General features: G+C 49.1%; 20 protein-coding genes. 6 read left to right on the top strand and 14 right to left on the bottom strand.

The features are described 5' to 3' along the window. Nucleotides 1-7: 7 nt before the first annotated feature. From C233_RS0112690 to C233_RS0112635, 11 genes are all read right to left on the bottom strand, one after another. Entirely contained in the window at nt 8-928 is a 921-nt protein-coding gene (locus C233_RS0112690) for an NAD(P)-dependent oxidoreductase (protein WP_018667944.1), read from the bottom strand. Nucleotides 929-1,039: 111 nt separating this feature from the next. Next, nucleotides 1,040-2,107 (bottom strand): 3-phosphoserine/phosphohydroxythreonine transaminase, encoded by a 1,068-nt coding sequence (gene serC, locus C233_RS0112685; RefSeq protein ID WP_018667943.1) that lies wholly within the window; start codon nt 2,105-2,107, stop codon nt 1,040-1,042. 330 nt (nt 2,108-2,437) lie between these two features. Continuing rightward, on the bottom strand, nt 2,438-3,781 hold the full coding sequence (locus C233_RS0112680) for a DEAD/DEAH box helicase (RefSeq protein WP_025068979.1): 1,344 nt from the start codon (nt 3,779-3,781) through the stop codon (nt 2,438-2,440). A 240-nt stretch (nt 3,782-4,021) separates the two neighbouring features. Further along, the gene (locus C233_RS0112675) at nt 4,022-5,569 is read right to left on the bottom strand and encodes an ATP-binding protein (RefSeq protein ID WP_025068980.1); all 1,548 of its coding nucleotides are present in this window, start codon (nt 5,567-5,569) and stop codon (nt 4,022-4,024) included. A 149-nt stretch (nt 5,570-5,718) separates the two neighbouring features. After that, the gene (gene nqrF / locus C233_RS0112670; protein ID WP_018667940.1) at nt 5,719-6,993 is read right to left on the bottom strand and encodes an NADH:ubiquinone reductase (Na(+)-transporting) subunit F; all 1,275 of its coding nucleotides are present in this window, start codon (nt 6,991-6,993) and stop codon (nt 5,719-5,721) included. 17 nt (nt 6,994-7,010) lie between these two features. After that, nucleotides 7,011-7,637, bottom strand: a complete 627-nt coding sequence (gene nqrE, locus C233_RS0112665) for an NADH:ubiquinone reductase (Na(+)-transporting) subunit E (RefSeq protein ID WP_018667939.1) — start codon at nt 7,635-7,637, stop codon at nt 7,011-7,013. 221 nt (nt 7,638-7,858) lie between these two features. Next, entirely contained in the window at nt 7,859-8,494 is a 636-nt protein-coding gene (locus C233_RS0112655; protein ID WP_018667937.1) for an NADH:ubiquinone reductase (Na(+)-transporting) subunit D, read from the bottom strand. Nucleotides 8,495-8,498: 4 nt separating this feature from the next. Next, nucleotides 8,499-9,188: a Na(+)-translocating NADH-quinone reductase subunit C gene (locus C233_RS0112650; protein WP_018667936.1), complete on the bottom strand. Its 690-nt coding sequence runs from the start codon at nt 9,186-9,188 to the stop codon at nt 8,499-8,501. Nucleotides 9,189-9,203: 15 nt separating this feature from the next. Then, nucleotides 9,204-10,376 carry an NADH:ubiquinone reductase (Na(+)-transporting) subunit B gene (locus tag C233_RS0112645; RefSeq protein WP_018667935.1) on the bottom strand — a complete coding sequence of 391 codons (1,173 nt, stop codon included), beginning with the start codon at nt 10,374-10,376 and terminating at the stop codon, nt 9,204-9,206. A gap of 121 nt (nt 10,377-10,497) precedes the next feature. Then, nucleotides 10,498-11,847 (bottom strand): Na(+)-translocating NADH-quinone reductase subunit A, encoded by a 1,350-nt coding sequence (locus tag C233_RS0112640; protein WP_018667934.1) that lies wholly within the window; start codon nt 11,845-11,847, stop codon nt 10,498-10,500. Between the two features lie 1,062 nt (nt 11,848-12,909). After that, complete coding sequence (locus C233_RS0112635; RefSeq protein ID WP_025069229.1) at nt 12,910-14,310, bottom strand: C1 family peptidase; 1,401 nt, start codon at nt 14,308-14,310, stop codon at nt 12,910-12,912. Nucleotides 14,311-14,423: 113 nt separating this feature from the next. On the opposite strand from C233_RS0112635, the gene C233_RS24150 reads away from it, so the two are divergent. The 4 genes from C233_RS24150 to C233_RS0112615 all read left to right on the top strand — a co-directional run bounded on the left by C233_RS24150 (nt 14,424) and on the right by C233_RS0112615 (nt 20,259). Next, a complete protein-coding gene (locus C233_RS24150; protein ID WP_154656072.1) occupies nt 14,424-14,957 on the top strand; it encodes a hypothetical protein in 534 nt (177 codons plus the stop codon). A gap of 102 nt (nt 14,958-15,059) precedes the next feature. Beyond that, a complete protein-coding gene (locus C233_RS0112625) occupies nt 15,060-16,262 on the top strand; it encodes a BamA/TamA family outer membrane protein (protein WP_025069228.1) in 1,203 nt (400 codons plus the stop codon). 124 nt (nt 16,263-16,386) lie between these two features. Further along, a complete protein-coding gene (locus C233_RS0112620; RefSeq protein WP_018667930.1) occupies nt 16,387-17,577 on the top strand; it encodes a glycosyltransferase family 2 protein in 1,191 nt (396 codons plus the stop codon). Nucleotides 17,578-17,589: 12 nt separating this feature from the next. Continuing rightward, a complete protein-coding gene (locus C233_RS0112615) occupies nt 17,590-20,259 on the top strand; it encodes a hybrid sensor histidine kinase/response regulator (protein WP_018667929.1) in 2,670 nt (889 codons plus the stop codon). A gap of 156 nt (nt 20,260-20,415) precedes the next feature. Here the strand turns inward: C233_RS0112615 and C233_RS0112610 are convergent, their stop codons facing one another. The 3 genes from C233_RS0112610 to C233_RS0112600 form a co-directional block, all read right to left on the bottom strand. After that, nucleotides 20,416-22,191, bottom strand: a complete 1,776-nt coding sequence (locus C233_RS0112610; RefSeq protein ID WP_026314849.1) for an oxaloacetate decarboxylase — start codon at nt 22,189-22,191, stop codon at nt 20,416-20,418. Between the two features lie 692 nt (nt 22,192-22,883). After that, nucleotides 22,884-23,387 (bottom strand): RNA polymerase sigma factor, encoded by a 504-nt coding sequence (locus C233_RS0112605; RefSeq protein WP_018667927.1) that lies wholly within the window; start codon nt 23,385-23,387, stop codon nt 22,884-22,886. 596 nt (nt 23,388-23,983) lie between these two features. Then, nucleotides 23,984-24,616, bottom strand: a complete 633-nt coding sequence (locus C233_RS0112600) for a trimeric intracellular cation channel family protein (RefSeq protein WP_018667926.1) — start codon at nt 24,614-24,616, stop codon at nt 23,984-23,986. Nucleotides 24,617-24,935: 319 nt separating this feature from the next. Here C233_RS0112600 and C233_RS0112595 point away from each other — a divergent pair, with 319 nt between their 5' ends. Continuing rightward, nucleotides 24,936-26,030, top strand: coding sequence for a UDP-N-acetyl glucosamine 2-epimerase (locus tag C233_RS0112595; protein ID WP_026314848.1), 1,095 nt, complete (start codon nt 24,936-24,938; stop codon nt 26,028-26,030). A gap of 407 nt (nt 26,031-26,437) precedes the next feature. Continuing rightward, nucleotides 26,438-26,665, top strand: a 228-nt coding sequence (locus C233_RS0112590) for a helix-turn-helix domain-containing protein (RefSeq protein WP_018667924.1), incomplete at its 3' end; no start/stop codon positions are given.

The raw sequence follows: 26,665 nt of genomic DNA, 5'->3' as shown, positions 1-26,665 counted from the left end.
AAACCTATTATTTATTTACCCGGAACTTCTCGCAACCGTCTTTCAGGAAACCTACAATCTGTTTGGCAGCGGCAATACCGGCATTGATATTGGCTTCGGCAGTCTGTGCACCCATTTTCTTCGGTGTGGAGAAATAGCGACCGGCGAATTTGGCGGCAAATGTCTCGTTGGCTGCGGGCATGATGTCGGTCATGTATTTCAGGTCGGGACGTTCTTCCATAAGCTGAATCAGCTCGGCTTCGTTGATAACCTCCTTACGGGCGGTATTCACCAGCAAACCGCCTTTCGGCATCCTGTTCACCAGGGCATAGTCGATAGAGTTCTTGGTTTCGGCCGTTGCAGGAATGTGCAGGGAAACAACGTCGCAGGTAGAGTAAAGTTCGTCGGCAGAAGCGACTGCCTTTACACCGTCTTTCTCGATAACCTCTTTCGGACAGAAAGCGTCGAAGGCGTAAATATCCATGCCGAAACCTTTGGCGATACGGGCTACGTTACGTCCTACGTTACCGTAAGCGTGGATACCCAACTTCTTGCCCATCAGTTCCGTACCGGAAGTGCCGTTATACATATTGCGGACAGCCATTACCATAAGGCCGAAAGCCAGTTCGGCCACGGCGTTGGAGTTCTGTCCCGGAGTGTTCATCACACATACGTTGTGGGCAGTGGCGGCATCCAGGTCTACATTGTCATAACCTGCACCGGCACGTACCACGATTTTCAGTTCTTTGGCTGCATCCAAGACCTCGGCATCGATGATGTCGCTGCGGATAATAATGGCGTTGGCATCTTTCACGGCTTCCAGCAACTTTGCCTTATCACCATATTTTTCCAGCAGGGCAAGTTCATAACCTGCCGCTTCGATTTCTTTACGGATACCGTCTACTGCAACCTTTGCAAACGGTTTGTCTGTTGCGACTAATACTTTCATGATTCAATGGTATTAAAAAAAGAATCACCACAGAGCCGTACGGAGTTTCACAGAGTTTCCTTGTCATTCAGTCTCTGTGGGACTCTGTGCCCTCTGTGGTGAACAATATTATTAATGAAGTTTCTCAAATTCCTGCATGCAGTCTATCAAAGCCTGTACGCTTTCTTTCGGCATAGCGTTGTAGCAAGATGCACGGAAACCGCCTACGGAACGGTGTCCCTTGATACCCACCATACCTCTTTCGGTAGCGAACTTCAGGAAGTCGGCTTCGAGGTCTTTGTATTCGGGAGCCATAACGAAGCAGATGTTCATGCGCGAACGGTCTTCCTTGGCAGCAGTACCCACGAACATCTTGTTGCGGTCTATCTCGGCATACAGCATATCGGCCTTTTCGATAGCACGGCGTTCCATTTCCTTCACACCGCCTTGTGCCTTAATCCAGCGCAGGGTCTGCAATGCCGCATAAATAGGAACTACCGGCGGAGTGTTGAACATCGAACCGCCGTCGATGTGGGTCTGATAGTTCAGCATCGTCGGGATGTAACGAGATACCTTGCCTACCGCATCGTTTTTCACGATAACGAAAGTAACGCCCGCAGGAGCCAGGTTTTTCTGTGCACCACCATAAATACAGATATATTTAGACACGTCGACAGGACGGGAGAAAATATCGGACGACATATCGGCAACCATAGGAACATCCACATCCAGGTCTTTCTTCAGCTCCGTACCGTAGATAGTATTGTTGGTAGTGATATGGAAATAATCCGCATCGGCCGGTACCGTGTAATCTTTCGGGATATAAGTATAAGTGGCTTCAGCAGAAGAGGCAACTTCCACAACCTCGCCAAAACCTTTGGCTTCTTTCATCGCCTTCTTTGCCCATACGCCCGTATTGAGGTAAGCGGCTTTCTTTTCGAGGAAATTGAAAGGAACCATGCAGAATTCCAGACTTGCGCCGCCACCCAGGAACAGTACCGAATAACCTTCGGGAATGTTGAGTAGTTCTTTGAACAGCGCTACGGCTTCGTCCACTACGGGCTGGAAGTCCTTAGCACGGTGGCTAATCTCCATAAGAGACAGACCGGAGCCATTGAAATCTAAAATAGCCTTCGCTGTATCCTCTATCACCTCGCGCGGAAGAATGGAAGGTCCTGCATTGAAATTATGCTTTTTCATTTGAAGTTTGTTTTGGTTATACAATTTCGTTCATTCATGTCTTTCGACATGGCGAAATTACGGAATTATTTCTGTATTGCAAATCTTTCCTTATAAAAATCCTTCTTTATCGTGCATTTACCTTACTTTTTATTGGTATATACAAGATATATGCACCATTCTGTTATGTATAGTTACCAAAAGAAGTATTAAAAGGTAAACTGAAAGACAGAAGCCGGAATAACTTCCTACCGGCAAGCAAACTCGAAATAAAAGTGCATAATTATCAATATCAAGCAAATCTCTTATGCTTAAAAACATCACCGGACATGCTTGAAAACATGAATGGGATTACCTGGCTTCTTCTATCAGTGTTTTCATGCCTTTGATTTTCTCTCCGCGCAGCAGCGTAAGCAGTTGTTTCGCCTTGCTGCGGCGAACCGCTACGAAGGCATAATGCTCTTTCACGTCTACCTGCCCCACATCCTCGCGTGCCAATCCGCCTTTCTTATACAAGAAACCTACGATATCTACTTTATTCAGCTTGTCTTTCTTGCCCTTACCTATATATAAGGTAGTCCAACGGGGCTTGGCAGGTTTCGGCGTTTGTTCCGGCAGGGTGAGGACGGGAATTTCCTCCGGGAGATAATCAGGAAGACGTTCTTCCGCATGGAGAAGGAGGAAAGACGAACCGCACGCTTCCCAACGTGCCGTACGCCCGTTACGGTGCGTAAAGGCTTCTTCGTTGACGGGCATATGGTAATGAACCACATTGTCGATACCGGGAATATCCAGCCCACGTGCGGCAAGGTCGGTAGATACCAGGACGGGGCAACTGCCGTTACGGAATTTATAGAGTGCCCGCTCGCGGTCGTCCTGCTCCATACCGCCGTGGAAAGCATCGCAAGGGAACTTCTTGGACTTCAGGTAAGCGGCTATCCGCTCCACACTTTCACGGTAGTTCACGAACACTAAAGTGGAACTATCGCCCAGCGTACAAAGCAGGCGGAACAAGGTTTCCAGTTTGTCTTTGCCGGGAGAGATTACTTTCTGCAATTCCAGGCGTCCGGAAACGGTTTCTTCCGGCAGGAAATTCAGCTTTACGACCTGTGATGATACGGCATTGCCGGACACCCCGCCACCCACTCCTGCAAATTGCGGGATTTCCTCGGCATCTGTTGCCGAAAGCAATACGCGTTTCCTCAGAGCAGGCAGTTGTCCGATAATCTCCGCCATTTCGTCGTGGAAACCGAATTCGAGGCATTTATCGAACTCGTCTATCACCAGCGTAACAACGGAACGGGCATCGAAGTTCTGCTTCCGCAAATGGTCGTTCATACGGCCGGGAGTGCCGATGATAACGGTGGGAAGGATGCCTTTCATCGTACGGTGTTCTTCCATTGCCGGACGTCCGCCGTAGCAGCTCATTGCCTTGAAAGGTACATTCATCGACTTGAACACGGTTTCTATCTGCAAGGCGAGTTCGCGCGAGGGAACGAGCACCACCGCCTGTACTCCCTGCACATCCGCCCTGAGCGACTGCACCAGCGGCAACAGGAATGCCAGGGTCTTGCCCGAACCTGTGGGCGATAATAAAACGAGGTCTTTGTCCGACTGATAAGCATCCCGTGCGGCCTCCTGCATCGGGGTGAGCTGTTCTATCCGTAAGTTGCGGAGAATATCAGATTGTTCCATAAAGTTCTTTTGTTTAGAGGGACAAAGATAACAAAAGATTAACGGAAAAAAGACGATGAATTATAATGTTTCTTTCAAACGGCTGTTACCGGCCGCGATACCACCTGCACGATATAGGATATGCAGAGCCGAAATTAGCTTCCACTCACTCCATTCATGCGAGAAAAGGGAGAAATCCCGTACCGGATTACCGGAAACCGATATGAATAAAGCACGCAAATAAGGTAGGGAGCACCGAGATTACTCTACCAGCCAGCGTTCGATATTACGTGTAGCATTGCTAAAATTCACCCCAATCTTGAACAGCTTACGGCTGTCCGCTGCAAAAGGCAGGGCATACTGTTTATCATTGATTTGTTGCAGAGCTTCTTCCGCAGTACCCTCTAACTTGAACTCCATTACATAAACATATTTATCGGTTTGCAGTACAAGGTCTACCCTACCCTGCGAAGTATGATACTCCGCCTTTACATAGAAACCCGCCAGCTTGAAAACGATAAAAAGCACGTTCTGGTAATGCAGTTCCAAATCCTTCACCAGCTCGTACGGAGTATCGGCAAAGAAACTTTGCAGGCGGCGGAAAAAGGCGTCAGGCTCACCGGCACGTATCTCTTGCACAAACCGTTGTATTTCAAATGGGGCTTCAATCTTATTGAAACGCGTATAATAAGGTATAAGGAACCTGACAAATCCTTCTTCCACCTCACGGTTAGGAAAACCGAGGCGATAAATACCGAATTCCTCGTCGTACCCCTTAATCGTAAGATAACCGCTCTGGAAAATCACCGGCAGCGGTTCTTCGTCGCCGTAGATGCTGTTTAGCACATCGGCATATGTTTCGGCATGCGCCATATGTTCCAAATCATAGTGATAGCGCTTCAATAGTTCTATCAGATAGGTAGGCGTACCCGTCTCGAACCAGTAACTGCCGAATTTCAGATACTTAAAGGTATGCAGCAGGCTGAAAGGATTGTAAATGCCCTCGGTATGCTCCACAAAATGATAGCCGTCGTAATATTCCTTCAACTTGGCGCAAGTAGCCTCATAAGAGAGATGCTGCGCTGCGGCAAGCTCATACAGCTCCTCTTCCAGGTTATCGTGAATTTCCTGCTCGGTCAGCCCGCAAAGGCTTACATAGGGCTCGCGCATGGAAATGTCGTCCAAGTTATTGAGGTCGCTGAACACGCTCACCTTGCCGAACTTGGTGACTCCCGTCAACAGGGCAAACTTGATGCAGCCGTCCATTGTTTTCAACACACCGTAGAAGGGTTTCAATGTACTACGAAATTCCTTTTGCAGAGCCTCGTTGCCGATAGCTTGCAGCATAGGCTTGTCATATTCATCCACCAGGATAACGACACGCTGCCCCGTCTGCTCGCAAGCGCGCTGGATGACTCCGGCAAAACGCAGGGAAAATGTACGCTCGGCAGCATCTGTGCCGTAACGTTTCTCCCATACGGAAAGGTTCTTTTCCAAGATACTGTCCAGGCTGCCGGGAGTGTCGTATTTCTCGATATTCAGGTCTAAGTGCAGTACCGGATGCACAGTCCAGTCCTTTTCGAGCTTCTCCATAGCCAGACCGGTGAACAGCTCCTTCTTTCCTTGGAAATAGGCCTCGATAGTGGAAATCAGCAGGCTCTTACCGAAACGACGCGGACGGCTGAGAAAATAATAACGCCCGGTTCTTATGATTTCATAAATCAAGGCCGTTTTGTCCACATAGAAATAGCCGTCGCGGCGAAGGCTCTCGAAGTTCTGAATACCGATAGGATATATCTTATTGCTCATACCGTCCACTGTTTTTAGATTACGATAAAGCAAAGATAGTCATTTCTTTCGAAGCGCCCCGCTACATAGTTATAAAAAAACTCCGGCAAGAGCCAAAGTCTGCCGGAGTTTCCTTGTTATTTTACTATTATATGCCTCGACAACGCGCCTTATCCGCCGAAGTTGTCGAACATCAGGTTCTGGGACGGAACACCGAGGTCGTCGAGCATCTTCTCGACAGCTTTGGACATCGGACCAGGACCGCACATATAGTATTCGATATCTTCGGGAGCTTCGTGGTCTTTCAAGTAAGTCTCGTAGATTACATTGTGAACGAAGCCCGGAGTGTACTTCACGCCCGCTGCATCGGCTGCCGGGTCGGGACGGTCCAGTGCAAGGTGGAACTTGAAGTTGGGAAAGTCCTTTTCTATCTGCAGGAAATCTTCCAGGTAGAACACCTCGTTCAGCGCACGTGCACCGTAGAAGTAGTTCATCACACGGTCTGTGGTGTGCAGCGTCTTTGTAAGGTGCATAATCTGTGCACGTAGCGGAGCCATACCCGCACCACCGCCAATCCACATCATCTCCTTCTTGGAGTCGAATATCGGGTGGAAGTCTCCGTAAGGACCGCTCATGATTACCTTGTCGCCCGGTTTCAGCGTGAAGATATAGGAAGATGCGATACCCGGCATCACATCCATGAAGCCCGGACCCTGCTCTTTCGGCTTGAAAGGAGGAGTGGCGATACGTACCGTCAGCATGATGCGGTCGCCCTCGGCAGGATAGTTCGCCATGGAGTAAGCACGAATGGTTTCCTCATCGTTGCGGCATTTCAAACCCAGCAGGCCGAATTTCTCCCATGCAGGCAGATACTCTTCGCCGATAAGGGACTTGTCTATATCCTTGTCATAATCCATAGAGAATTTAGGAATCTTAATCTGCGCATAAGAACCCGGTACGAAGTCCATGTGCTCGCCCTTAGGCAACGCCACGATGAACTCCTTGATGAACGTAGCCACGTTCTTGTTGGAGATAACCTCGCACTCCCACTCTTTTACGCCGAGTACGGACTCGTCGATTTTAATACCCATGTCACCTTTCACCTTCACCTGGCAACCCAGACGCCAATGCTCCTGGATTTGCTTACGGCTGAAGTGAGGAACTTCAGAAGGCAGGATTTCGCCGCCGCCTTCCACAACCTGGCATTTGCACTGTCCGCACGAACCCTTACCACCACAGGCGGAAGAAAGAAACACACCGTTTACAGACAGCGTATTCAGCAGCGTAGAACCGGAAGCGACTTCCAGCTCCTTTTCGCCGTTGATAGTCAATTTCACATTACCCGACGGAACCAAGAATTGCTTGGCAACCAACAGAATAACCACAAGCAGCAGAACAACCACGAGGAATACTCCAATGCTTGCTAATATCATATTCATATCCATTGTCTTATTCCTTTCTTTTAGATGTTCAAACCAGAGAAACACATAAATGCCATTGCCATTAGGCCTACCGTGATAAAGGTGATACCCAACCCTCTCAGCGGAGCAGGCACATCAGAGTAAGCCATTTTCTCGCGGATAGCAGCCAAGCCCACAATAGCCAGCAGCCAGCCGATACCCGAACCCAATGCGTAAGAAACGGAATCCCATACATCGCCGATGTACTTCGGGTCGCTCTCGCCCACATTGATACGCTGCTGCATAAAGAGCGACGCACCCATAATGGCACAGTTCACGGCAATCAGCGGCAGGAAGATACCCAGTGAAGCGTAGAGCGAAGGGCTGAAACGTTCCACAATCATCTCTACCAACTGTACGATAGCGGCAATCACGGCGATGAAAAGAATGAAGCTCAGGAAGCTGAGGTCAACACCCTCGATAATGGCGTTGGGGCCCAGCACTTTCGTTTGCAACAAATAGTTGACCGGAAGCGTCACCACCAACACGAAGGTTACGGCGATGCCCAGTCCTACGGCAGTCTTCACATTCTTCGATACGGCAAGATAAGAGCACATACCGAGGAAGAATGCGAATATCATATTGTCCACAAAAATGGAGCGGACGAATAAACTAAAAAAATGTTCCATAATCTGTTTAATTTTTAATTTTGAATTATGAATTAGTGAATCTTCGCTGCCTGAAGGTCAAGGAAATAGAAGAAAGCGATTTCCTTTATCCCTATGCATCGGACATCGGGTTGCATTGCATTTCCACCAAATACTCCGTTCCAAACAGCAATGACAACCGGCAAATGCCTCTCCAGCCTCACCCTCATTCAGAATTCATAATTTATAATTCATCATTAATCCTATTTTTCCTGCAATTCTTTATGACGTGCACGTTGATACCAGATGATACAAGCCACGATAATCAATGCCATGGGAGGCATCAGCATCAAACCGTTATTGATATAACCGATATCCTGCAAAGGCTTATAGTTCAGAATATTGATACCGAACAACGTGCCCGACCCCAGCAGTTCGCGGAAGAAAGCCACGATAATCAGAATCTTGGCATATCCCAGGCCGTTGCCCACACCGTCGAGGAAAGACTCCCACGGGCCGTTCTGCATGGCAAACGCTTCCAGACGTCCCATAAGGATACAGTTCGTAATAATCAAACCTACATATACGGAAAGCTGTACACTCACATCATAGGCAAAAGCTTTCAGCACCTCGCTTACGATAGTTACCAGCGCAGCGACCACCACCAACTGAACGATAATACGGATACGGTTGGGAATAGTCTTGCGCAACAATGAAATCACCACATTGGAGAATGCCGTAATTACCGTTACGGAAAGTCCCATTACGATAGCCGGTTCCAGCTTGGCGGTAACGGCCAAGGCAGAGCAGATACCCAGCACCTGTACGGTTACCGGGTTGTTCAATCCGAGCGGAGTAGAGAATACTTCTTTATTTTTCTTTGAAAACAATGCTCCCATATCCTTATTTCTCCTCATTATTATTAGTTAAAAAGTTCTTGTAGTTGTTCAGGCAGGTCTTCAGCATGGCATCCACACCCACAGAAGTGATAGTACCGCCGGAAATACCGTCTACCTGGTAGTCGGGCTTCTCCACTTTTCCGTTCTTCACAACACCGAGGGCTACTTCACCGTTCTCCAGTGTCTTCTTGCCATTGAACTCTCCCTGGAAGTGGGCGGCTGCTATGTCAGCACCCAGACCCGGAGTTTCGCTGGCATGGGAGAAGTAAACGCCGTAAACAGTGTCCTTGTCGCTGTTCAGGGCAACATACCCCCAGATAGCGCCCCAAAGACCGGCTCCGTAAACAGGGAATACATACTTAGTCTCTCCGTTTACATCGGCAACGAACACATGCAGGCGTCCGTTCTCTTTAACCTCTTTTTCGTAACCGGTGGCAAATGCGCCGGTGTTCTCGGTCAGCGTGCCGTCCTCATTCATCAGCATATCGCTCTTGATATACTTATTATATTCAGCATCGGCATCCTCCACACCCTGGATATGAAGGGCGGCAAGAATCTGTTTCTTCGTGTCCAGCTCTACGTTCTTGTTCTGGGTGGCGCGCAGAGAGGAGCTTACGAATGCCAGCAGGAATGCAACGATAACAACCATTACCGAAGCATAAATGATAGTATAACTGTTACTATTGGTATTCATTTCTTTTTCCGGTATTTAATTGTTAGACTTAGCGGTTGCACGTTTCTCGCGGCGGCTGATGTTACCCTGCACTACGCAGTAGTCTATCAGCGGAGCGAAGATATTCATCAGCAGGATAGCAAGCATCATACCTTCGGGATAACCGGGGTTGAGCACACGGATAATGATAGCCATTACACCGATAAGGAATCCGAAGATATACTTGCCAGTCTCCGTACGGGCAGAAGTTACGGGGTCGGTAGCCATGAATACGGCTCCGAAGCAGAAACCGCCCAGTACGAGGTGTTCGTACCACGGCATATGCGCCATTGCGGTATCCGGTCCGATAGTGTTGAACACCCAGCCCATGAATGCACCGCCCACGAATACGGAGAACATCGTTTTCCAGCTTGCGATACCCGTCCACAGCAGCAGGATAGCGCCGAGGGCAATGGCGATTACGCTGGTTTCACCGATAGACCCCGGAATGAGTCCGGTTACCATGTCCCACGAGAACTCCGGATAAGTGCCCGCGGTGGCCGCCGCTCCCAGCGGAGTGGCTACGGTAAGACCGTCTACCGTCTGCCCCAGGCCGAAGATGCTGTCGCCCGACACCCAAACGGTATCGCCCGACATCTTCGTAGGATAGGCGAAGAACAGAAAGGCGCGGGTAATCAGGGCAACGTTGAACACGTTCATACCCGTACCGCCGAATACTTCCTTGGCGAAGATTACAGAGAATGCAGTAGCTACCGCCAGCATCCACAACGGACAATCTACTGGCACAATCATCGGAATCAGGATACCCGAAACCAGGAAACCTTCCTGGATTTCTTCCTTCTTCCACTGGGCTACCACGAACTCGATGCCCAGACCTACTACATAAGATACGATGATTTTAGGCAATACTGCCAGGAAACCGTAAGCGAACATTTCCCAGAAGCCGCCGGCAGCACCGGTAGCGTGGAAATGCTGGTAACCTACGTTATACATACCGAACAACAGCGCCGGTATCAACGCAATAACCACCATCGACATAATGCGTTTGCTGTCAATGGAGTCGTGAATATGCGTTCCCGATTTCGCGGTGGTGTTGGGTACGAACAAGAATGTTTCGAAACCGTCGAACACCGAACGAAATGCGTGGAATTTGCCGCCCTCTTCGAAGTTCGGCTTTATCTTGTCGAGATAATTTCTTAACGCTTTCATTTATTAAATTGATGATTGAGAATTGAAAATCGAGAAATAGGCTGCACCGTATGCACCGGGCAGATTATATCGCAATGTTTCAACTATCATTTTTTAATTCTTAATTTTTACTTCTTGATTTTTATGCCATTTCAGCACGGAGCATATCGAGCCCCGCACGCACAATGCGCTGTATCTCTACCTTGGAAGAGCATACGAATTCGCAGAGGGCGAAGTCCTCGGGGGCTACTTCGTAGATGCCCAGCGCCTCCATACGGTCGATGTCGCCCGCAATGATAGCCTTCAGCAGATACTCGGGGAAGATATCCATAGGGAATACGCGGTCGTACTCGCCCGACATAATCATGTGGCGTTCGCCTCCCTTGATGCGGGCATCGATTACATATTCTTTCTTGCCCATTAGCCAACTGAAGTAGGAACGGCTTACGCTGAACTGGTCGAAACGCGGCATAATCCAACCCAGCATCTCGTGGATTTCATCTCCTTCGGGAATCACGGTCAACTGGCTGTCGAAAGCGCCGAGGAAACCGTTTGGGGATACTTTCTTGCCCGTCAACACATTACCACTGATGTAGCGCAGGTCTTTGTCGGCGGTTACGTTGCCCTTAAAGACGTTGGTAAGCAGTGCGCCCACTTGCAGCTTGCAGTAAGCAGGTTTCAGCACCTCGCTGCCTGTCACGGCTACGGTACGGGTAAGGTTTACGCGACCGGTATTCATCAGGCGGCCGATAAAGATTACGGCTTCCGCGCCGATAGTCCATACCGTCTCACCCTTCACCACGGGAGAGATGTGGTTGATTTGCACACCTACGTTACCTGCTGGATTGGGTCCGTCGAATGCAGTAACGGTAACGTTCTTTGCCTGCACAAGTGCGGCTGCTTTCTGTTTTACACTGATATTCAGATAGGTCTTTGCCATTCGCGACAAAGCATCGAGTCCTGTCTGGAAATTCGCTTCCTCGCCTTTCAGCACGAACTCGAAGTCGGGAGCCAGCGGGTTGCTGTCGAAAGCGGAAATGAAGATAGCTTTCGGCTCTACCGTCGGGTCGGCGATTACATCGTACGGGCGTTGGCGGATGAACGCGAACATACCGGCTTGCAGCAGGGCGTCCTTCACTTCCTGCGCGCTCATCTTGGACGGGTCCATTTTGCCGAATTCCTCGTAGTCCTGCTCGGCGGCAGCCTCTACCACGATGTTCAGCACCTTACGGCGTGCACCGCGTTCCACGCTCGTCACCACACCGCTCACGGGCGAAACAAATTTCAATTCAGGATGATTCTTGTCGATAAACAAGGGTCCTCCGGCCATTACATACTCCTGTTCTTTCACCACCACTTTCGGAGTGACACCTGTAAAATCATCGGGAACCAACGAATAAAATCCCGGTTCTTTTACAGACATGAGCTCCTCGGCAGCTTTACCTTTCAGGTTGATGTCAAGGCCTTTGCGTAACTTAATTACATTTGCCATGCGTTTATATAAAATAATGGTTTCATTAATTTGCCCGCAAAAGTAACAAAAAAGAATGTGAATAAAGAGTAAAAACAAAAGGAATTACGGAGAAATTTCCGTAATTCCTTTCGTTAACGAACACGAAGAAAGCAAGCGCCTTATGCCCGGGGCTGAAACGCTGGGGATATGAGGGTATAAAAACTCTTTTCACCGCGGGGAGTGCAGAGTTTTTTCTAACACAGAGAAGACAGAGTTTCACAGAGGGCACAGAGTTTTTTCACCGCGGATTGCACAGATTAGCACAGATTGATTATTATATAAAAAAGCAGCAAGAAAAAACTGTAAACTTCATGAAGCCCCGTCCCCTCTATATTAAGAAAAAGCCTCTGTGGACTCCGTGAAACTCTGTCCCCTCTGTGTTAAGAAAAAAACCTCTGTAAGCTCCGTGAACTCCTGTTCCCTCCGTATTAAGAAAAAGCTCTGTGAACTCCGTGAAACTCTGTCTCCTCTGTGTTAAGAAAAGAGCCTCTGTGAACTCCACGAAACTCCGTCCCCTCTGTGTTAAGAAAAAACCTCTGTGCCCTCCGTGAAACTCTGTCCCCTCTGTGTTTAAGAAAAAGCCTCTGTGAGCTCCGTGAAACTCCGTCCCCTCTGTGTTAAGAAGAAAACCTCTGTGAGCTCCGTGAAACTCCGTCCCCTCTGTGTTAAGAAAAAGCCTCTGTGAACTCCGTAAAACTCTGTCCCCTCTGTGTTAAGAAAAAGCCTCTGTGAGCTCCGCGAAACTCCGTTCCCTCTGTGTTAAGAAAAAGCCTCTGTGAACTCCGTGAAACTCCGTCCCCTCTGTGTTAAGAAAAAGCCTCTGTGAACTCCGTGAAACTCTGTCCCCTCTGTGTTAAGAAGAAAGCCTCTGTGAGCTCCGTGAAACTCTGTCCCCTCTGTGTTAAGAAAAAAGCCTTTGTAAGCTCCGTGAAACTCCGTCCCCTCTGTGTTAAGAAAAAACTCTGTGCCCTCCGTGAAACTCTGTCTCCTCTGTGTTAGAAAAGCCTCTGTGTCCTCTGTGATGAAAAGGAAGCCCCCCTTCTATTCCTCCTCCGCAAACATCGGGTCCCATGCCGGCAAGCGGACAGGCTTTTGTTTGAACAGCTCCATTATTTTAGCGGGAACATACTTGGTTTCCACGACCAGGCGGAACATATACTCGTCGAACCACTCGTCCGTCATGATGAGATGACCTTTGTAACCGCTGTCAGCACCCCAACTGTTTTCAACCATCCACTTGACGGGTTTCCCGTTCTTATCCAAATCCACCGCCATAAGGGTCATAGCGTGCGAAGAACCACTGGAGAAGGTTTGTATGCGCTGTTTCTTATCCATTCCGAAGGTAGTACCCATGAGCGACTCGTAATCATAATTTTTCACATCGAGCAAGCCGCGCTCCGAATCCAGGAACTTGCCGACATCGCAGGAGAAATACATCATAGTGCTGTCCTTCAACGAGGTGATAGCCATTTGCTTGATATCCTCCACAGGCAGGTTGACATAAGTCCAGTTCTTGCCGTCGTAGCGGTGGCGGTCGTAATCTATCTCATAGCATTTGTAATACTCGCGGCTGGGGTCGTTCATCAGCATTACGTAGTCGGTAAGCAGTTGCTTGTCACCATATTTCTCGAGGAAAGACATCGGAGTATGATGTTCCGTCTCCACCGGATTACCTTTGGCATCGGTACGCACGTAGTCGAACTCCGTAGGCGGAACACCCAGGTTCAACACCAACATACGGTAGACAGTGCCGAGCATGGCGGTTTTCTCTTTCTCCAGGGCAGCAGGCTTGGCGCCTCCGGCAGCCAGCTCGCGGAGCTGCAAGGCGTACTCTTTCAGTTTCAGGGAAATAAGGTTCGCCATGCGGGAGGTATTCTCGCTGCTGTTCGTCTCCGGCATGGCGCTCTTGGGCACAAGACCGTATTTGGAAACGATGTCCGCCACTCCGGTAAACGTGCCGCCGTCGCTCAGTGGATGCTTCAAGAGCCACTCTACGGTCTTATCGTCCAGCGGTTTCCCGGCAGTGTCGATGATGCCCTGCAAGAAAAGGTTGGACTTCTCCAACTGGTCCCAAAAGAAAGGATATATCTCCGAGAACTCGAAAGACGGAAAACCGTAGCGGGCGAGCGTCTTGGCACGCATCACGTTCAGTCCGGTGAAAAGCCAGCAACGACCGGAGGACTTCTGGTCAGTGATACCCTTAGATTCCACCTTAATGGAGAAATGGGTATCCATGTCCTGCATATTCTCCTGGTTGAGCGCCAGCTTACGGATGTCATTGTTACCGATAGCATTGCGCAGAGCCTTATCGGAGGCTGTACCTTGATAACTCTGCTGAATCTGGCTAAGCATGGCAGAGCTTATCCCGCCCTTACCGTCCTGCGCCTGCACCGATAACAGCGCGGTGCTGAAAACAATTACGGATAAAATACGTTTATTCATTTCAGATATATGTTTGTTTATTATGAATATATGTTTGCTTACTACCAATATATGTTTGCTTACTACCAATATATGTTTGCTTATTTCAGCTATAAGTTTGTTCATTTAAATATTTGTCATGCCGATTATCCGACAATGAAACCAGCCCGAAAATCTATTCCACAAGACAAAGTGTTATCCTGCATGATGAAAATATCCGCCTCACAGAACAAGCCACATCCGTTTCACAAGATGAAACATTCCGCCTCACAGAACAAGCCACATCCGTTTCACAAGATGAAATATTCCGCCTCACAGAACAAGCCACATCCGTTTCACAAGATGAAACATTCCGCCTCACAGAACGAACCGCATTCGTCTCACAAGATGAAATATTCCGCCTCACAGAACAAGCCACATTCGTCTCACAAGATGAAACATTCCGCCTCACAGAACGAACCACATCCGTCTCACAAGATAAAATATTCCGCCTCACAGAACGAGCCGCATTCGTCTCACAAGATGAAACATTCCGCCTCACGGAACGAACCGCACCCGTCTCACAAGATAAAACATTCCGGCTTACAGAACAACAGCCGCCGCATCGCGGCTGTGAAATCCTGCTTCATGGAAATCCCGCCTCGTTATGGAATAAAGAACAAATATAATGCCTTTTTTGATAAATTTAGTGCCCTCTTTAGATTTATTATCTATTCTTCTCAAAACCAATTCAAATAAAATAGTTTTCTTTGCAGCCACATTCGGACGATATGAAAAGATATATAGTGAGTATATTTACTCTGATGTTGATAGTAACGACTATTTCAGCACAACAAGAGACAATCGCAGCTACCAACGACACGACACCGGCACTGACCAAAAAGGAATTGCGCAAACAAAGAGTAGCTCGCAGGAATTTCCATTACAACATATTAGGCGGTCCCAGCTATACCCCCGACTTCGGTGCACTGGTAGGCGGAAGCGCGTTAATGACATTCCGCATGAACCCCAGCGACACCACCCAGTTGCGTTCGGTGCTGCCCATGTCAATAGCCTACATATTCAAGGGAGGCGTCAACCTGATGGTGAAGCCGCAGCTATTCTTCAAGGGCGACCGTTTCCGTATCTTCGGGAAGTTCGTCTACAAAAACACGGAAGACAACTTCTACGGCATCGGCTATAATACGAACAAAAACTACGTGCGCAGCGACAGCACCAGTAAATACCGTTACAGCGGCATACAAATCAACCCCTGGTTCCTGTTCCGGCTGGGCGAAAGCAACGTATTCGCCGGTCCGCAGGTAGACATCAACTACGACAAGATAACCGAGCCCGCCAAACACCTTGTGGAAGAACCCGACTACGTGGCAGCCGGCGGTACGGCGAGTGGCTACAAGAACTTCAATTCCGGACTGGGCTTCCTGCTGACGTACGACAGCCGCGACATCCCCGCCAATGCCTACAAAGGCGTGTACCTGGACTTCCGGGGCATGATGTACAGCAAGGCATTCGGCAGCGACAACAATTTCTACCGTCTGGAGCTGGACTACCGCCAGTACAAGTCCGTAGGCTACCGCAAAGTGTTTGCCTGGACAGCACAGACCAAGAATGTATTCGGCAACGTCCCCCTCACCCAATACTCACTCACCGGCACTCCCTTCGACCTGCGCGGCTACTACATGGGGCAATACCGCGACAAGTCCTCGCACGTCATCATGGCAGAATACCGCCAGATGATAAACACCGACCGCAGCAACTGGGTGAAACGCATGCTGCACCACATCGGCTTTGTGGCATGGACCGGATGCGGCTTCATGGGTCCCACCATGGGCAAAATAGAAGGAGTACTGCCCAACTACGGCATAGGGCTGCGCATCGAAGTACAACCCCGTATGAACGTACGCCTGGACCTGGGTAAGAACACGGTGAACGACCAAATGCTGTTCTACTTCAACATGACGGAAGCTTTCTAAGCAACCGGTGAATTGCTGATACTCACCGATATATTCTCCCTTTTTTCTTGCACCGCCGGAAGATTATCCATATTTTTGGGCGTTAATCCTGATTTCCTAACAGAAATATAAGAATCCGATACTGATGAGGGCTTTTGAGATTATCTTCTGGATAAGTTTATCCATTGTATTCTATACCTATATAGGCTACGGAATACTCCTTTACGTCCTGGTCAAGATAAAGGAATGTTTCCGTAAAACGCCCGCCCCTCCCCTGCCGGCAGACAACCGGTTCCCCGAGCTGACCCTCTTTATCGCCGCCTACAACGAAGAAGACGTGGTAGACGAGAAGATGCGCAACTGCCTTGCCCTGGATTATCCCGCAGACAAGCTGCATATACTCTGGATAACGGACGGTAGCAACGACCGCACCCGCGAGCGCCTCTCGCACTGGCCGCAAGCCACCGTGCTCCACCAACCCTTACGGCTGGGAAAGACGGCCGCACTGAACCGGGGTATGCGTTTCGTCAGCACGCCGCTCGTGGTGTTCACCGATGCCAATACCTACCTCAACCGGGAAGCGCTGCGCGAAATAGTACACGCATTCGCCAATCCCCGCGTAGGTTGCGTAGCCGGAGAAAAGCGCATCGCCGTACAGGTAAAAGACAATGCTGCCTCCGGTGGCGAAGGCCTCTACTGGAAATACGAGTCCGCCCTCAAGAAGCTCGACGCCCGCCTTTATTCGGCGGTAGGAGCAGCCGGAGAGCTGTTCGCCATTCGTCGCGAGCTGTTCGAAGAAATGCCTGCCGATACCCTGCTGGATGACTTCATCCTCTCCCTGCGCATCGTCATGCGCGGATACACCATTGCCTATCGCGCCGATGCCTATGCTACGGAAAGCGGCTCGGCAGACATGCGCGAAGAAGAAAAACGGAAAGTACGCATCGCTGCCGGCGGACTACAGTCCGTATGGCGGCTGCGCGCCCTGCTCAACCCGTTTCGCTACGGCATATTCAGTTTCCAGTACATATCCCACCGTGTATTGAGGTGGTCGCTCACACCCGTTCTACTATTCCTGTTGCTCCCCCTCAACACCGTTCTTATCTTTACAACGGAGCACCCTCTGCCGTATGCCTTTATCTGGTTGTTGCAAACGCTGTTCTATCTTATGGGGAGCTGGGGGTATTACTTGTCCTCCAGGCACATTAAAAATAAGATACTCTTCATTCCTTATTATTTCCTCTTTATGAATATCAACGTCATCCGTGGTTTCGGCTACCTATGCAAACGTCGGGGACAAGCCGGCGGCGCATGGGAAAAAGCACGAAGGGCATAAACCGAGAGAAAAATGAAAAACATCCTGAAAAACGCAGAGAACGCCAAAAAGCTGCTGGAGCTGACATCGGACACCATGATTTTACTGGATAAGGACGGCATCTGCGTGGATATCGCCGTACACAACGCCGATTTGTGGTTCTTGAAAGAAGACAGGCTGCTGGGCGAGAACATCCTCCAACTGCTGCCTCCTTCCACCTACCGACGAGTGTACCCGGAGTTCAAGAAAGTGCTTGCCCGCAAGACAACCTCTGCACGGAATTACCAACTGGCAGTAGGTAGCGAAACCTATTTCTTCAAATGTATCATGCACCCTTACGAGGATATGGTGCTCTGCCAGTACCGCGACATCACGGAACGGAGCCAGCGCAAGCTGGAAATGGAGAAGAAGAACCACGAACTCAACGAGATACAGAAAGTAGCCCTCATCGGAAGGTGGCGGTACGACTCCGGCAACGCCTGCTTCTACTACACCGGGCACACCGGCATAATGTGCACCGAGGAAGAACAGGAAATCCGGTTGGAAGATTACATGACGTATATACTGCCCGAAGACCGGGAGATGTTCTGCAAATGGCTGATACAGAACTTGCAAGGCAATATGGAAGACAGCATAGACTACCGTATCCACTTCCGGCAGCGGATTTTCTACATCCGCCTGAAAACCTTCTCGCACGAAGTGCGTCCCGACGGAGCCACCCTCCTCGAAGGTTACATACAGAACATCACAGACATACAGCAGCGCCGCAACGATATCAACCTGCTGACGCATGCTATCAACAACTCCACCGAGGACATCTTCGCCGCCCGCGAAGACGGCACGCTCGTCTTTGCCAACCGCAGTTTCAGGCAGCATCACGGCATCGGGATAACGGACGATGTCAGCAAGCTGAACATCTACCGGATAGACGCGGATGCACAAGGCGGAAACTGCTGGAAAGACCTGATAACCTCCCTTGGGAAAGACGAGAAGCGCAGCGGCTTCATCCTCTACAATCCCCTGCCTTCCCACCCCGAAGTGCTCGCCATGGAGGGGAGTGCCTACTGGGTGACGAGCGACAAAGGCGAAGACATTCTATGGGGGCTGGGAAGGGACATCACGCAACGTATCAGGAGCGAGCAGCAAATCAAGCGGTTCAGCCAGATATTGGACAAGACTATCGAGAACCTCCCGGCAGGTATCGTAGTAAAAGACATCGGGGACGGCTTCAAGTACCTATACCGCAACCGCGAATCGTACAACCGCAACATCCCCCTGAAAGACGCCTTGGGCAAGGACGACTTCGATTTCTACCCACTGGACGTTGCCCAAAGCAAGAGAAGGCAAGACATAGAAATAGCCCGTACCGGCGTGGAGAAGCACTGGATTACCGAGGAGCACGACCAGAACGGCAAGTCTATCTTCTTGGACAAGCGGAAGATGCGGATTGACAGCAAGGACTTCCCTCCTATCCTGCTGAGCATCGAATGGGATATCACCGAAGTGGAGCAGATGAAGCGTGAACTGCTCGTAGCCAAAGAGAAGGCAGAGGCTTCCGACCAGTTGAAATCGGCCTTCCTCGCCAACATGAGCCACGAGATACGTACCCCGCTCAACGCCATTATCGGCTTCTCCCGGATTATTGCCGAGAGCAACGACGACGACGAGCGAAAGACGTACTACGACATTGTGGAAGCCAACAACGAAAGGCTGCTGCAACTGATTAACGAGATATTAGACCTCTCCAAAATCGAGGCGGGCATGGCAGAATTCACTATCACCCCCGTACGCCTGCATCTGCTATGCAAGGAGATACACGATGCACTGATATTCCGTTGTCCGCCGGGAGTGGAGCTGGTGTACGACCCTTCGGACGAGGAAACAGTGGTCGAAGGAGACAAAAACCGGCTTTTCCAGGTAGTATCCAACCTTATCGGCAACGCCTTCAAGTTTACCACGAGCGGCAGCGTAAGCTACGGATACCGCCACAAGGAGAATGGGATAGAATTCTATGTACGCGACACCGGCATCGGTATCGAAGCCGACAAGCTGGGCAAGGTATTCGAACGGTTCGTTAAAGTGAATGATTTCGCACAAGGCACGGGACTGGGGTTGTCTATCTGCAAAACCATTATCGAACGGTTGGGCGGCAACATCTCCGTCAGCTCGGAAGCAGGCAAAGGAACGACTTTCACCTTCACCCTGCCCCTGCCCGAAAAGGAGGAGGAAACGGCGGACGGACAGATGCCTGCATCCGTAACAGGTTCCGGTAATCCTGCCAGTACAGAGAAAGCTACCAGCCCGAAGAATACAACAGGTGGAAGCGATGAAGAAGCCCGGGAGCAAGAGAACCGTACCACCATACTGATAGCCGAAGATACGGACAGCAACTATATCCTCGTCAAAGCCATATTGGGCAAGCTATATCACCTGGAACGTGCCAAAGACGGCATGGAAGCCGTAAGCATGTTCGAGGAGCTGCACCCCGCCCTGATTTTAATGGATATGAAAATGCCCAACCTCAGCGGACAGGATGCCACGAGAATCATACGCGAGCTTTCACCGGACATACCTATCATCGCCCTTACCGCTTATGCTTACGAGCACGACAAGCAAGCAGCCCTGGATGCGGGATGCAATGATTTCCTGACAAAGCCTTATACGCAGGAGGTGCTGAAAGGGATGATAGAGAAATACTTGTAATGTTCACCACAGATTCCGCTGAACCTGTGGTGAAATGGGCAATCCTGTGGTGAAATGTATAACCCCGTGGCGAAGTGTACAACCCGGTGGCGAAATATGCAATCCGCTGGTGAAATGTACAATCCGGTAGCGAAGTGTGCAATCCGCTGATGAAACCTATGCAAAGATATCGCTACGCTGAACGTACGCTATCACATCTCCCTTGTTTACATTGGAACCTTGCCGGGCACATATTTCGACGACACGGCCGGTAAACCCGGTCATTATCTTTTCGTACTCACCCCACGGCGTGGATAAGTAGCAGAACACCTCGTCATGCTGATATTTGCGGCCGATAAACGGGGCGGAAGAAGGACCTTCTACCGAAACTTCCCAAAGTATCTGCCCTTTGGACGGGGCGATAACGGGGTCGGCCTTGGCACGCTTCACCTTCCTTATATCCTCCTCCGAATATCCGCTCTTTGCCATAGACGCATCTTTTACACGCTCCAGCTCGTCCTGGAAACGCTTTTTGGCAACACCCGACTTATAGTCGCGGTACTGGCGGTCGTGCATCGCCAGCTCGAAAAGTTCCTCATCGTCCTCGCCGTACTCCCAGCCGTTCTCGTCCATTTCCTTACGGTACTCGTCCAGAGCATCCGGATAGTTGGACTGCGGGTCTGTGTCTACGAACTCGTACCCCTTGGACTTGGCAAGCTCTATGATTTCCGGAGCCAGTGCGCCCGGCAAGCGACCGCTCTTACCCAAAATCATATCCCAGGTGTGGTTGTCTATCATCGTCCAGCGTTCCTCGCCTTTCACCAGTTGCATTACGTTCATCAGCGCCACATTCTTAACGTACTGGCTGAACGGAGTTACCAGCGGCGGATAGCCCAACTTAGGCCATACGTACTCCACTTCGTCGAAAAGCATCACCAGCAGGTCGTCGATGCTGAGTTGGGGCTGGTTCTTGCCTTTCAATATCATATTGATGCCGGAATGCACGCCCTTCAGGTCGGCCATCATGGAGCCCATCATACCGCCCGGCAACCCGCATTTCAGCAACAGGGACGACATATGCTTGTTGGTGGAGTCCATGAAGTAACCGAGGAAATCATCGATGAATTCCTGCGTCATGGCGCGTGCCTTCATATAAGCTTTCATGTTGATGTCGGGCACTTGGAAACCTTTGTCGCGCAGCATCGCCTGCACGGAGATAACGTCCGGATGTACCTTTCCCCACGACATAGGCTCCATTGCCACATCTATGATGTCGGCGCCGTTTTCGCATACCTCGAGAATAGAAGCCATGGAAAGCCCCGGCCCGCTATGCCCGTGATACTGTATCAGCACGTCGGGATGCTTCTCCTTGATAGCTTTCGTCAGCCTTCCCAACATGCCCGGACGACCAATACCCGCCATGTCCTTCAGGCAGATTTCGGGCGCTCCCGCTTCGATAAGCCGGTCGGCAATGCGGGTGTAATACTCCACCGTATGTACCGGCGAATGAGTGATACAGAGCGTTGCCTGCGGAATCATGCCCGCTTCGAGTGCATAGCGGATAGAGGGAATGATGTTCCGCGTTTCGTTCAGCCCGCAGAAAATGCGGGTAATGTCCACACCCTGCGCATGCTTCACCTTGTACATCAGGCGACGCACATCGGCAGGCACGGGGTACATACGCAGCGCGTTCAGTCCACGGTCGAGCATGTGGGTCTGTATGCCTGCATTCCTGAAAGGCTCGGTAAAGGCACGGACTGCCTTGTTCGGGTTCTCGCCATAGAGAAGGTTCACTTGCTCGAAAGCTCCGCCATTGGTTTCGACACGTGCAAAACAGCCCATTTCGACTATCAACGGCGCGATGCGCACCAATTGGTCTACCCGTGGCTGGTACTTACCGGACGACTGCCACATATCACGGTAAACAAGACTGAATCTGATTTCTTTCTTCATCATAGTTGGTAATTAGATGTTGTATCACTCGGTTAACTTAACATATACAAATATAAAGGATTATTCTGACATATAGTCAAAATAATCCTTTTAAAATTTACTGTAAAGAGATGTTTTATATCATAATGTCAGCAAGCGAATGCTATAATGCCAATAAACAGACGTTGTAATGTTAACAAACAGATGTTATAATGTTAACAAACAAACGTTACAATGTTAACAAACAAACGTTATAATGTTAACAAACAAACGTTATAATACCGGCATACAGACGTTGTAATGCCAACAAACAAACGTTATAATGTCAACAAACAAATGTTGTAATGTCAGCACACAAACGTTGTAATGTCAACAAACAAACGTTGTAATGTCAACAAACAAACGTTGTAATGTCAACAAACAAACGTTGTAATGTCAGCACACAAACGTTGTAATGTCAGCACACAAACGTTGTAATGTCAGCACACAAACGTTGTAATGTCAACAAACAAACATTGTAATGTCAGTACACAAGCCAAGAATCGGGTAAGAGACTGCAAAGCGGGTGTTATCATGGAACATAAAATGCCTGCAAATTCAAAAGCAAGCACCGCACAGCTATATATTTTGGTACTATACGGACTATTTGCTTATACCGCACAATCTGTTTCCACACCGCGCAGCCTATATATCTATGCTTAATTCCCGATTTATCAGACGAAATCTTTCAATTCTTCCTGCAATTTCTGTCTTGTAAAGAAGATGCGGCTTTTTACTGTGCCGAGGGGTAATCCGAGGCGTTCGGCAATCTCGCGGTACTTGAAGCCGGAGACATGCATGGAGAAGGGTACTTTATAATCACGTGGCAGTGAATTGACGATACGGTGCATTTCCTTCAGGTCGTAAGCACCTTCGGTACTGGCAAATCCGGAATCCTGCGGCATGCTCAAATGATACAGATTGTCGGTCTGGTCTACAAAAGTCTGTTCGCGGACAATCTTCCGGTAGTTATTAATAAAGATGTTACGCATAATGGTATACATCCAACCTTTAAAGTTGGTATCAGGTTCGTATTTATCCTCATTATCCAAGGCTTTAAGAGAGGTCTCCTGCAACAAATCATTCGCTTCTTCCCGGTCGGCCGTCAATTTGTATGCAAAGCGAAGCAGTTCTTCTTGCACAGCAAGTAAATCTTTTCTAAAACTGTAAGTATTCATACTTTGCTAATTTTTTTATGGTTAATAATTGTTTCGGTTTAGTGGTTGCAAGTATACGGAAGATTCCAGGTCTTGAGGGATGAAATACGGGTATTCTTTAGGGTAAAAACTATCATTTGACAGTTTTCACCCCCTGTTATGATAGTTTTTAGGTGGAGCAAAGGCGCTGAAAGCCAATAAGTAATACGATTTGGGCTCTAAATTATAACAATATTACCATAAGATAAATAAAATATGGCGATGAAAAAGAGGGGGAGAATGTAGGGATGCAGACGGCAAAGTAGGAAATCATGTCAAGGCTCACAGAAAGTACGGGAAAAGAAAAGGACACGGGAAATGTAAGGAGAGAACGGAGGGAGACAAAGAAAGACGCAAAGAAACTGAAAGTTACAAAGAAAGACGAAAGAAACAAGAAGAAACAGAAAGCTGCAAAGAAAGACAGAAAGAAACTGGAAGAAGCAGAAAGCTACAAAGAAAGACAGAAAAAAGCAGGAAGAAGCAGAAAGCTACAAAGAAAGACAGAAAGAAACTGGAAAAAGCAGAAAGCTGCAAAGAAAGACAGAAAGAAACTGGAAGAAACAGAAAGAAGCGAAGATTTACTCCTCTTTTCTCTGTTCTTCCTCGTTACCCGAAAGTATGGGCAAGCAAATCTTATACTTCACAGCCAGAATACGGATGATGAACACAGATACCCCGCCTATCACCTGGCAGCCGTAAGAATGCATACCGGCAAGGTCGCAAATCCAATAAACCGTACCTCCCACTACACACGCCATTGCATAAATCTCCTTACGGAATATGAGAGGGATTTCATTGATAAAGACATCACGTATCACACCGCCTGCCGCACCGGTAATGCTACCCATGATAATCGCTACCCAGAACGGATATCCCAGTGCAAGGCTCTTGCCCACACCCACCACCGTAAACAACGCCAGCCCGATAGTATCGAATATAAAGAATGTATTATGCAAATGGATAAGATGTTTCCCGAAAAGAATAACCCACAGCAACGCCAGCCCGGTACATATCAAGTAAATAGGGTCTGTCATCCAGCCGGGAGTCACATCCAGCAGAAGGTCGCGTATCGTACCCCCTCCGATAGCCGTTACGAAACCCACCACATACGCGCCGAACCAGTCGAAACGCTTTGCCGACGCCAGCCGTATGCCGCTGATAGCAAAGGCAAACGTACCTATGAAATCAAGTATCTGAACAAATGTAGGCATGGAGAGATTTATGATTTTAGATTTTAAACTTATGACTTTAGACCTATGACCTTATACTTTAGACTACGGGATACGATTTCAGATTTATGAGGTATGAATTGCAAATTGCAAGCATAAATGATGAAACATAAATAATACGCCGTAATTCATAAATCAACACCACGTCATGACCGGCAAACAATGATACTTACACACCCCGTCCTGTGGCATCGTAGCACAGCAACTCATAAATCACAAACCTGAAATCATAAAACTTATGCAAAGAAACAAATAAATTCCAATAGAAAGCGTATTTTTGTCTCACCAATTTATATTATTAATGAAAATAACTATTGTATCGGGCGCACGTCCCAACTTTATGAAGATTGCCCCACTCTGCCGTGCTATCGACGCAGCCAGAGAAGCGGGGAAAAACATCTCCTACCGTATTGTCTACACCGGAGCCCAGGACGACACCACGCTGGACGCTTCATTGTTCTCCGACCTCGCCATGCGCAAGCCCGACGCCTACCTGGGCGTCAGCGGACGCGACCACTCCCGGGTGGCTGCCGCTATCATGCTGGCTTTCGAACAAGAACTCAACGAACATCCCGCCCAAGTAGTGCTCGTAGTAGACGACATGACCGCCACCATGAGCTGCGCTATCGTAGCCAAGAAACGCGGGCTGAAAGTAGCCCATGTCATCGCCGGTACACGCTCATTCGACATGAACATGCCGCGCGAAGTCAACCGTACAATCGTAGACGCCATTTCCGACTATCTCTTCACCGCCGGAATGGTAGCCAACCGCAATCTCAACCAAGAGGGGATGATACCCGAATACATCCACTACGTAGGCAATATACTTATCGACACCATTCGCTACAACCGCCACCGCCTGATGCAGCCGCTCTGGTTCTCCAGCCTCGGGCTGCGCAAGGGCAACTACCTCCTGCTCACCCTGAACCGCCACAACCTGCTGGAAAAGAAAGCCGTGCTCAGCTCCCTGATGCAGACACTGGCAGAGAAAGCAGGTGATATGCCTATCGTAGCCCCTCTGCATCCGTATGCAGGGCAGGCAGTAAAATCACTGGAACTCGACATACCCCGCCTACACATCCTCCCGCCTCAGAGCTACCTGCATTTCGGTTTCCTCATCAATCAGACGAAAGGCATCGTGACCGACTCCGGCAACATAGCCGAAGAAGCGACTTTCCTCGATGTGCCTTGCATCACGCTCAACACCTATGCCGAACACCCCGAAACATGGCGCACCGGAACCAATGAGCTCGTCGGAGAAAATTCCTTCGCCCTCTCCGCAGCCCTGGACAAGCTGCTGCACGGCGAATGGAAACACACCACCCTGCCCGACCGCTGGGACGGACGTACTGCCGAACGTATCGTACAGACGCTGATAAACGGGGAGAAAATATAGATAAACGGAGAGAAAATATAAAAAAACGGAGAGAAAATATAAAAAAACGCCGGACAAACATTCGGCAGGAAGAACGGTTCGTCTTGCGGAACAATAATGTCTGTTCCGCGAGATGAAAACATTGCCATTATGAGTGAAAGTGTTGATACAACGAGATGAAAGCATTGCTACTACAAGAAGGTAAAAGTACTGATACCATGAGTGAAAGTGCTGACACCATGATATGAAAATACTAACACCACAATATGAAAACACAACTACCATAAGACGAAAACAGTTCATCCTGTGGGAGAAAAGACGTTCATTCCGTAAAACATAACACTTGTTCCGTAAAGTGAATTAGTCAAGACTTAATCTGACAGTTACGCATAAAAAGAATAATTTTGTAATAGAAAACAGATTGAGTTATGACAACATCAGAAAAGGTCATCAAGAACAAACTGGGATTGCTTGAGCTCTCCCAACAATTAGGAAACGTGTCACGTGCCTGTAAGATTATGGGCTACAGCCGTGACAGTTTCTATCGTTTCAAAGAGTTGTATGAACAAGGAGGCGAAGTCGCCTTGCAGGAGATTTCTCGCCGTAAGCCTATCATAAAGAACCGTGTGGAGGAACATATCGAGCAGGCAGTCGTG

Source organism: Bacteroides gallinarum DSM 18171 = JCM 13658, from assembly GCF_000374365.1.
In the GTDB taxonomy this organism is placed as follows: Bacteria; Bacteroidota; Bacteroidia; order Bacteroidales; family Bacteroidaceae; genus Bacteroides; species Bacteroides gallinarum.
This window is presented reverse-complemented; position numbering and strand designations above follow the sequence as displayed.

Excerpts from the sequence above, each read along its gene's own strand:
- C233_RS0112690 (WP_018667944.1), bottom strand. The coding sequence starts at position 928 with ATGAAAGTATTAGTCGCAACAGACAAACCGTTTGCAAAGGTTGCAGTA.
- serC (WP_018667943.1), bottom strand. The coding sequence starts at position 2,107 with ATGAAAAAGCATAATTTCAATGCAGGACCTTCCATTCTTCCGCGCGAG.
- C233_RS0112680 (WP_025068979.1), bottom strand. The coding sequence starts at position 3,781 with ATGGAACAATCTGATATTCTCCGCAACTTACGGATAGAACAGCTCACC.
- C233_RS0112675 (WP_025068980.1), bottom strand. The coding sequence starts at position 5,569 with ATGAGCAATAAGATATATCCTATCGGTATTCAGAACTTCGAGAGCCTT.
- nqrF (WP_018667940.1), bottom strand. The coding sequence starts at position 6,993 with ATGGATATGAATATGATATTAGCAAGCATTGGAGTATTCCTCGTGGTT.
- nqrE (WP_018667939.1), bottom strand. The coding sequence starts at position 7,637 with ATGGAACATTTTTTTAGTTTATTCGTCCGCTCCATTTTTGTGGACAAT.
- C233_RS0112655 (WP_018667937.1), bottom strand. The coding sequence starts at position 8,494 with ATGGGAGCATTGTTTTCAAAGAAAAATAAAGAAGTATTCTCTACTCCG.
- C233_RS0112650 (WP_018667936.1), bottom strand. The coding sequence starts at position 9,188 with ATGAATACCAATAGTAACAGTTATACTATCATTTATGCTTCGGTAATG.
- C233_RS0112645 (WP_018667935.1), bottom strand. The coding sequence starts at position 10,376 with ATGAAAGCGTTAAGAAATTATCTCGACAAGATAAAGCCGAACTTCGAA.
- C233_RS0112640 (WP_018667934.1), bottom strand. The coding sequence starts at position 11,847 with ATGGCAAATGTAATTAAGTTACGCAAAGGCCTTGACATCAACCTGAAA.
- C233_RS0112635 (WP_025069229.1), bottom strand. The coding sequence starts at position 14,310 with ATGAATAAACGTATTTTATCCGTAATTGTTTTCAGCACCGCGCTGTTA.
- C233_RS0112625 (WP_025069228.1), top strand. The coding sequence starts at position 15,060 with ATGAAAAGATATATAGTGAGTATATTTACTCTGATGTTGATAGTAACG.
- C233_RS0112620 (WP_018667930.1), top strand. The coding sequence starts at position 16,387 with ATGAGGGCTTTTGAGATTATCTTCTGGATAAGTTTATCCATTGTATTC.
- C233_RS0112615 (WP_018667929.1), top strand. The coding sequence starts at position 17,590 with ATGAAAAACATCCTGAAAAACGCAGAGAACGCCAAAAAGCTGCTGGAG.
- C233_RS0112610 (WP_026314849.1), bottom strand. The coding sequence starts at position 22,191 with ATGAAGAAAGAAATCAGATTCAGTCTTGTTTACCGTGATATGTGGCAG.
- C233_RS0112605 (WP_018667927.1), bottom strand. The coding sequence starts at position 23,387 with ATGAATACTTACAGTTTTAGAAAAGATTTACTTGCTGTGCAAGAAGAA.
- C233_RS0112600 (WP_018667926.1), bottom strand. The coding sequence starts at position 24,616 with ATGCCTACATTTGTTCAGATACTTGATTTCATAGGTACGTTTGCCTTT.
- C233_RS0112595 (WP_026314848.1), top strand. The coding sequence starts at position 24,936 with ATGAAAATAACTATTGTATCGGGCGCACGTCCCAACTTTATGAAGATT.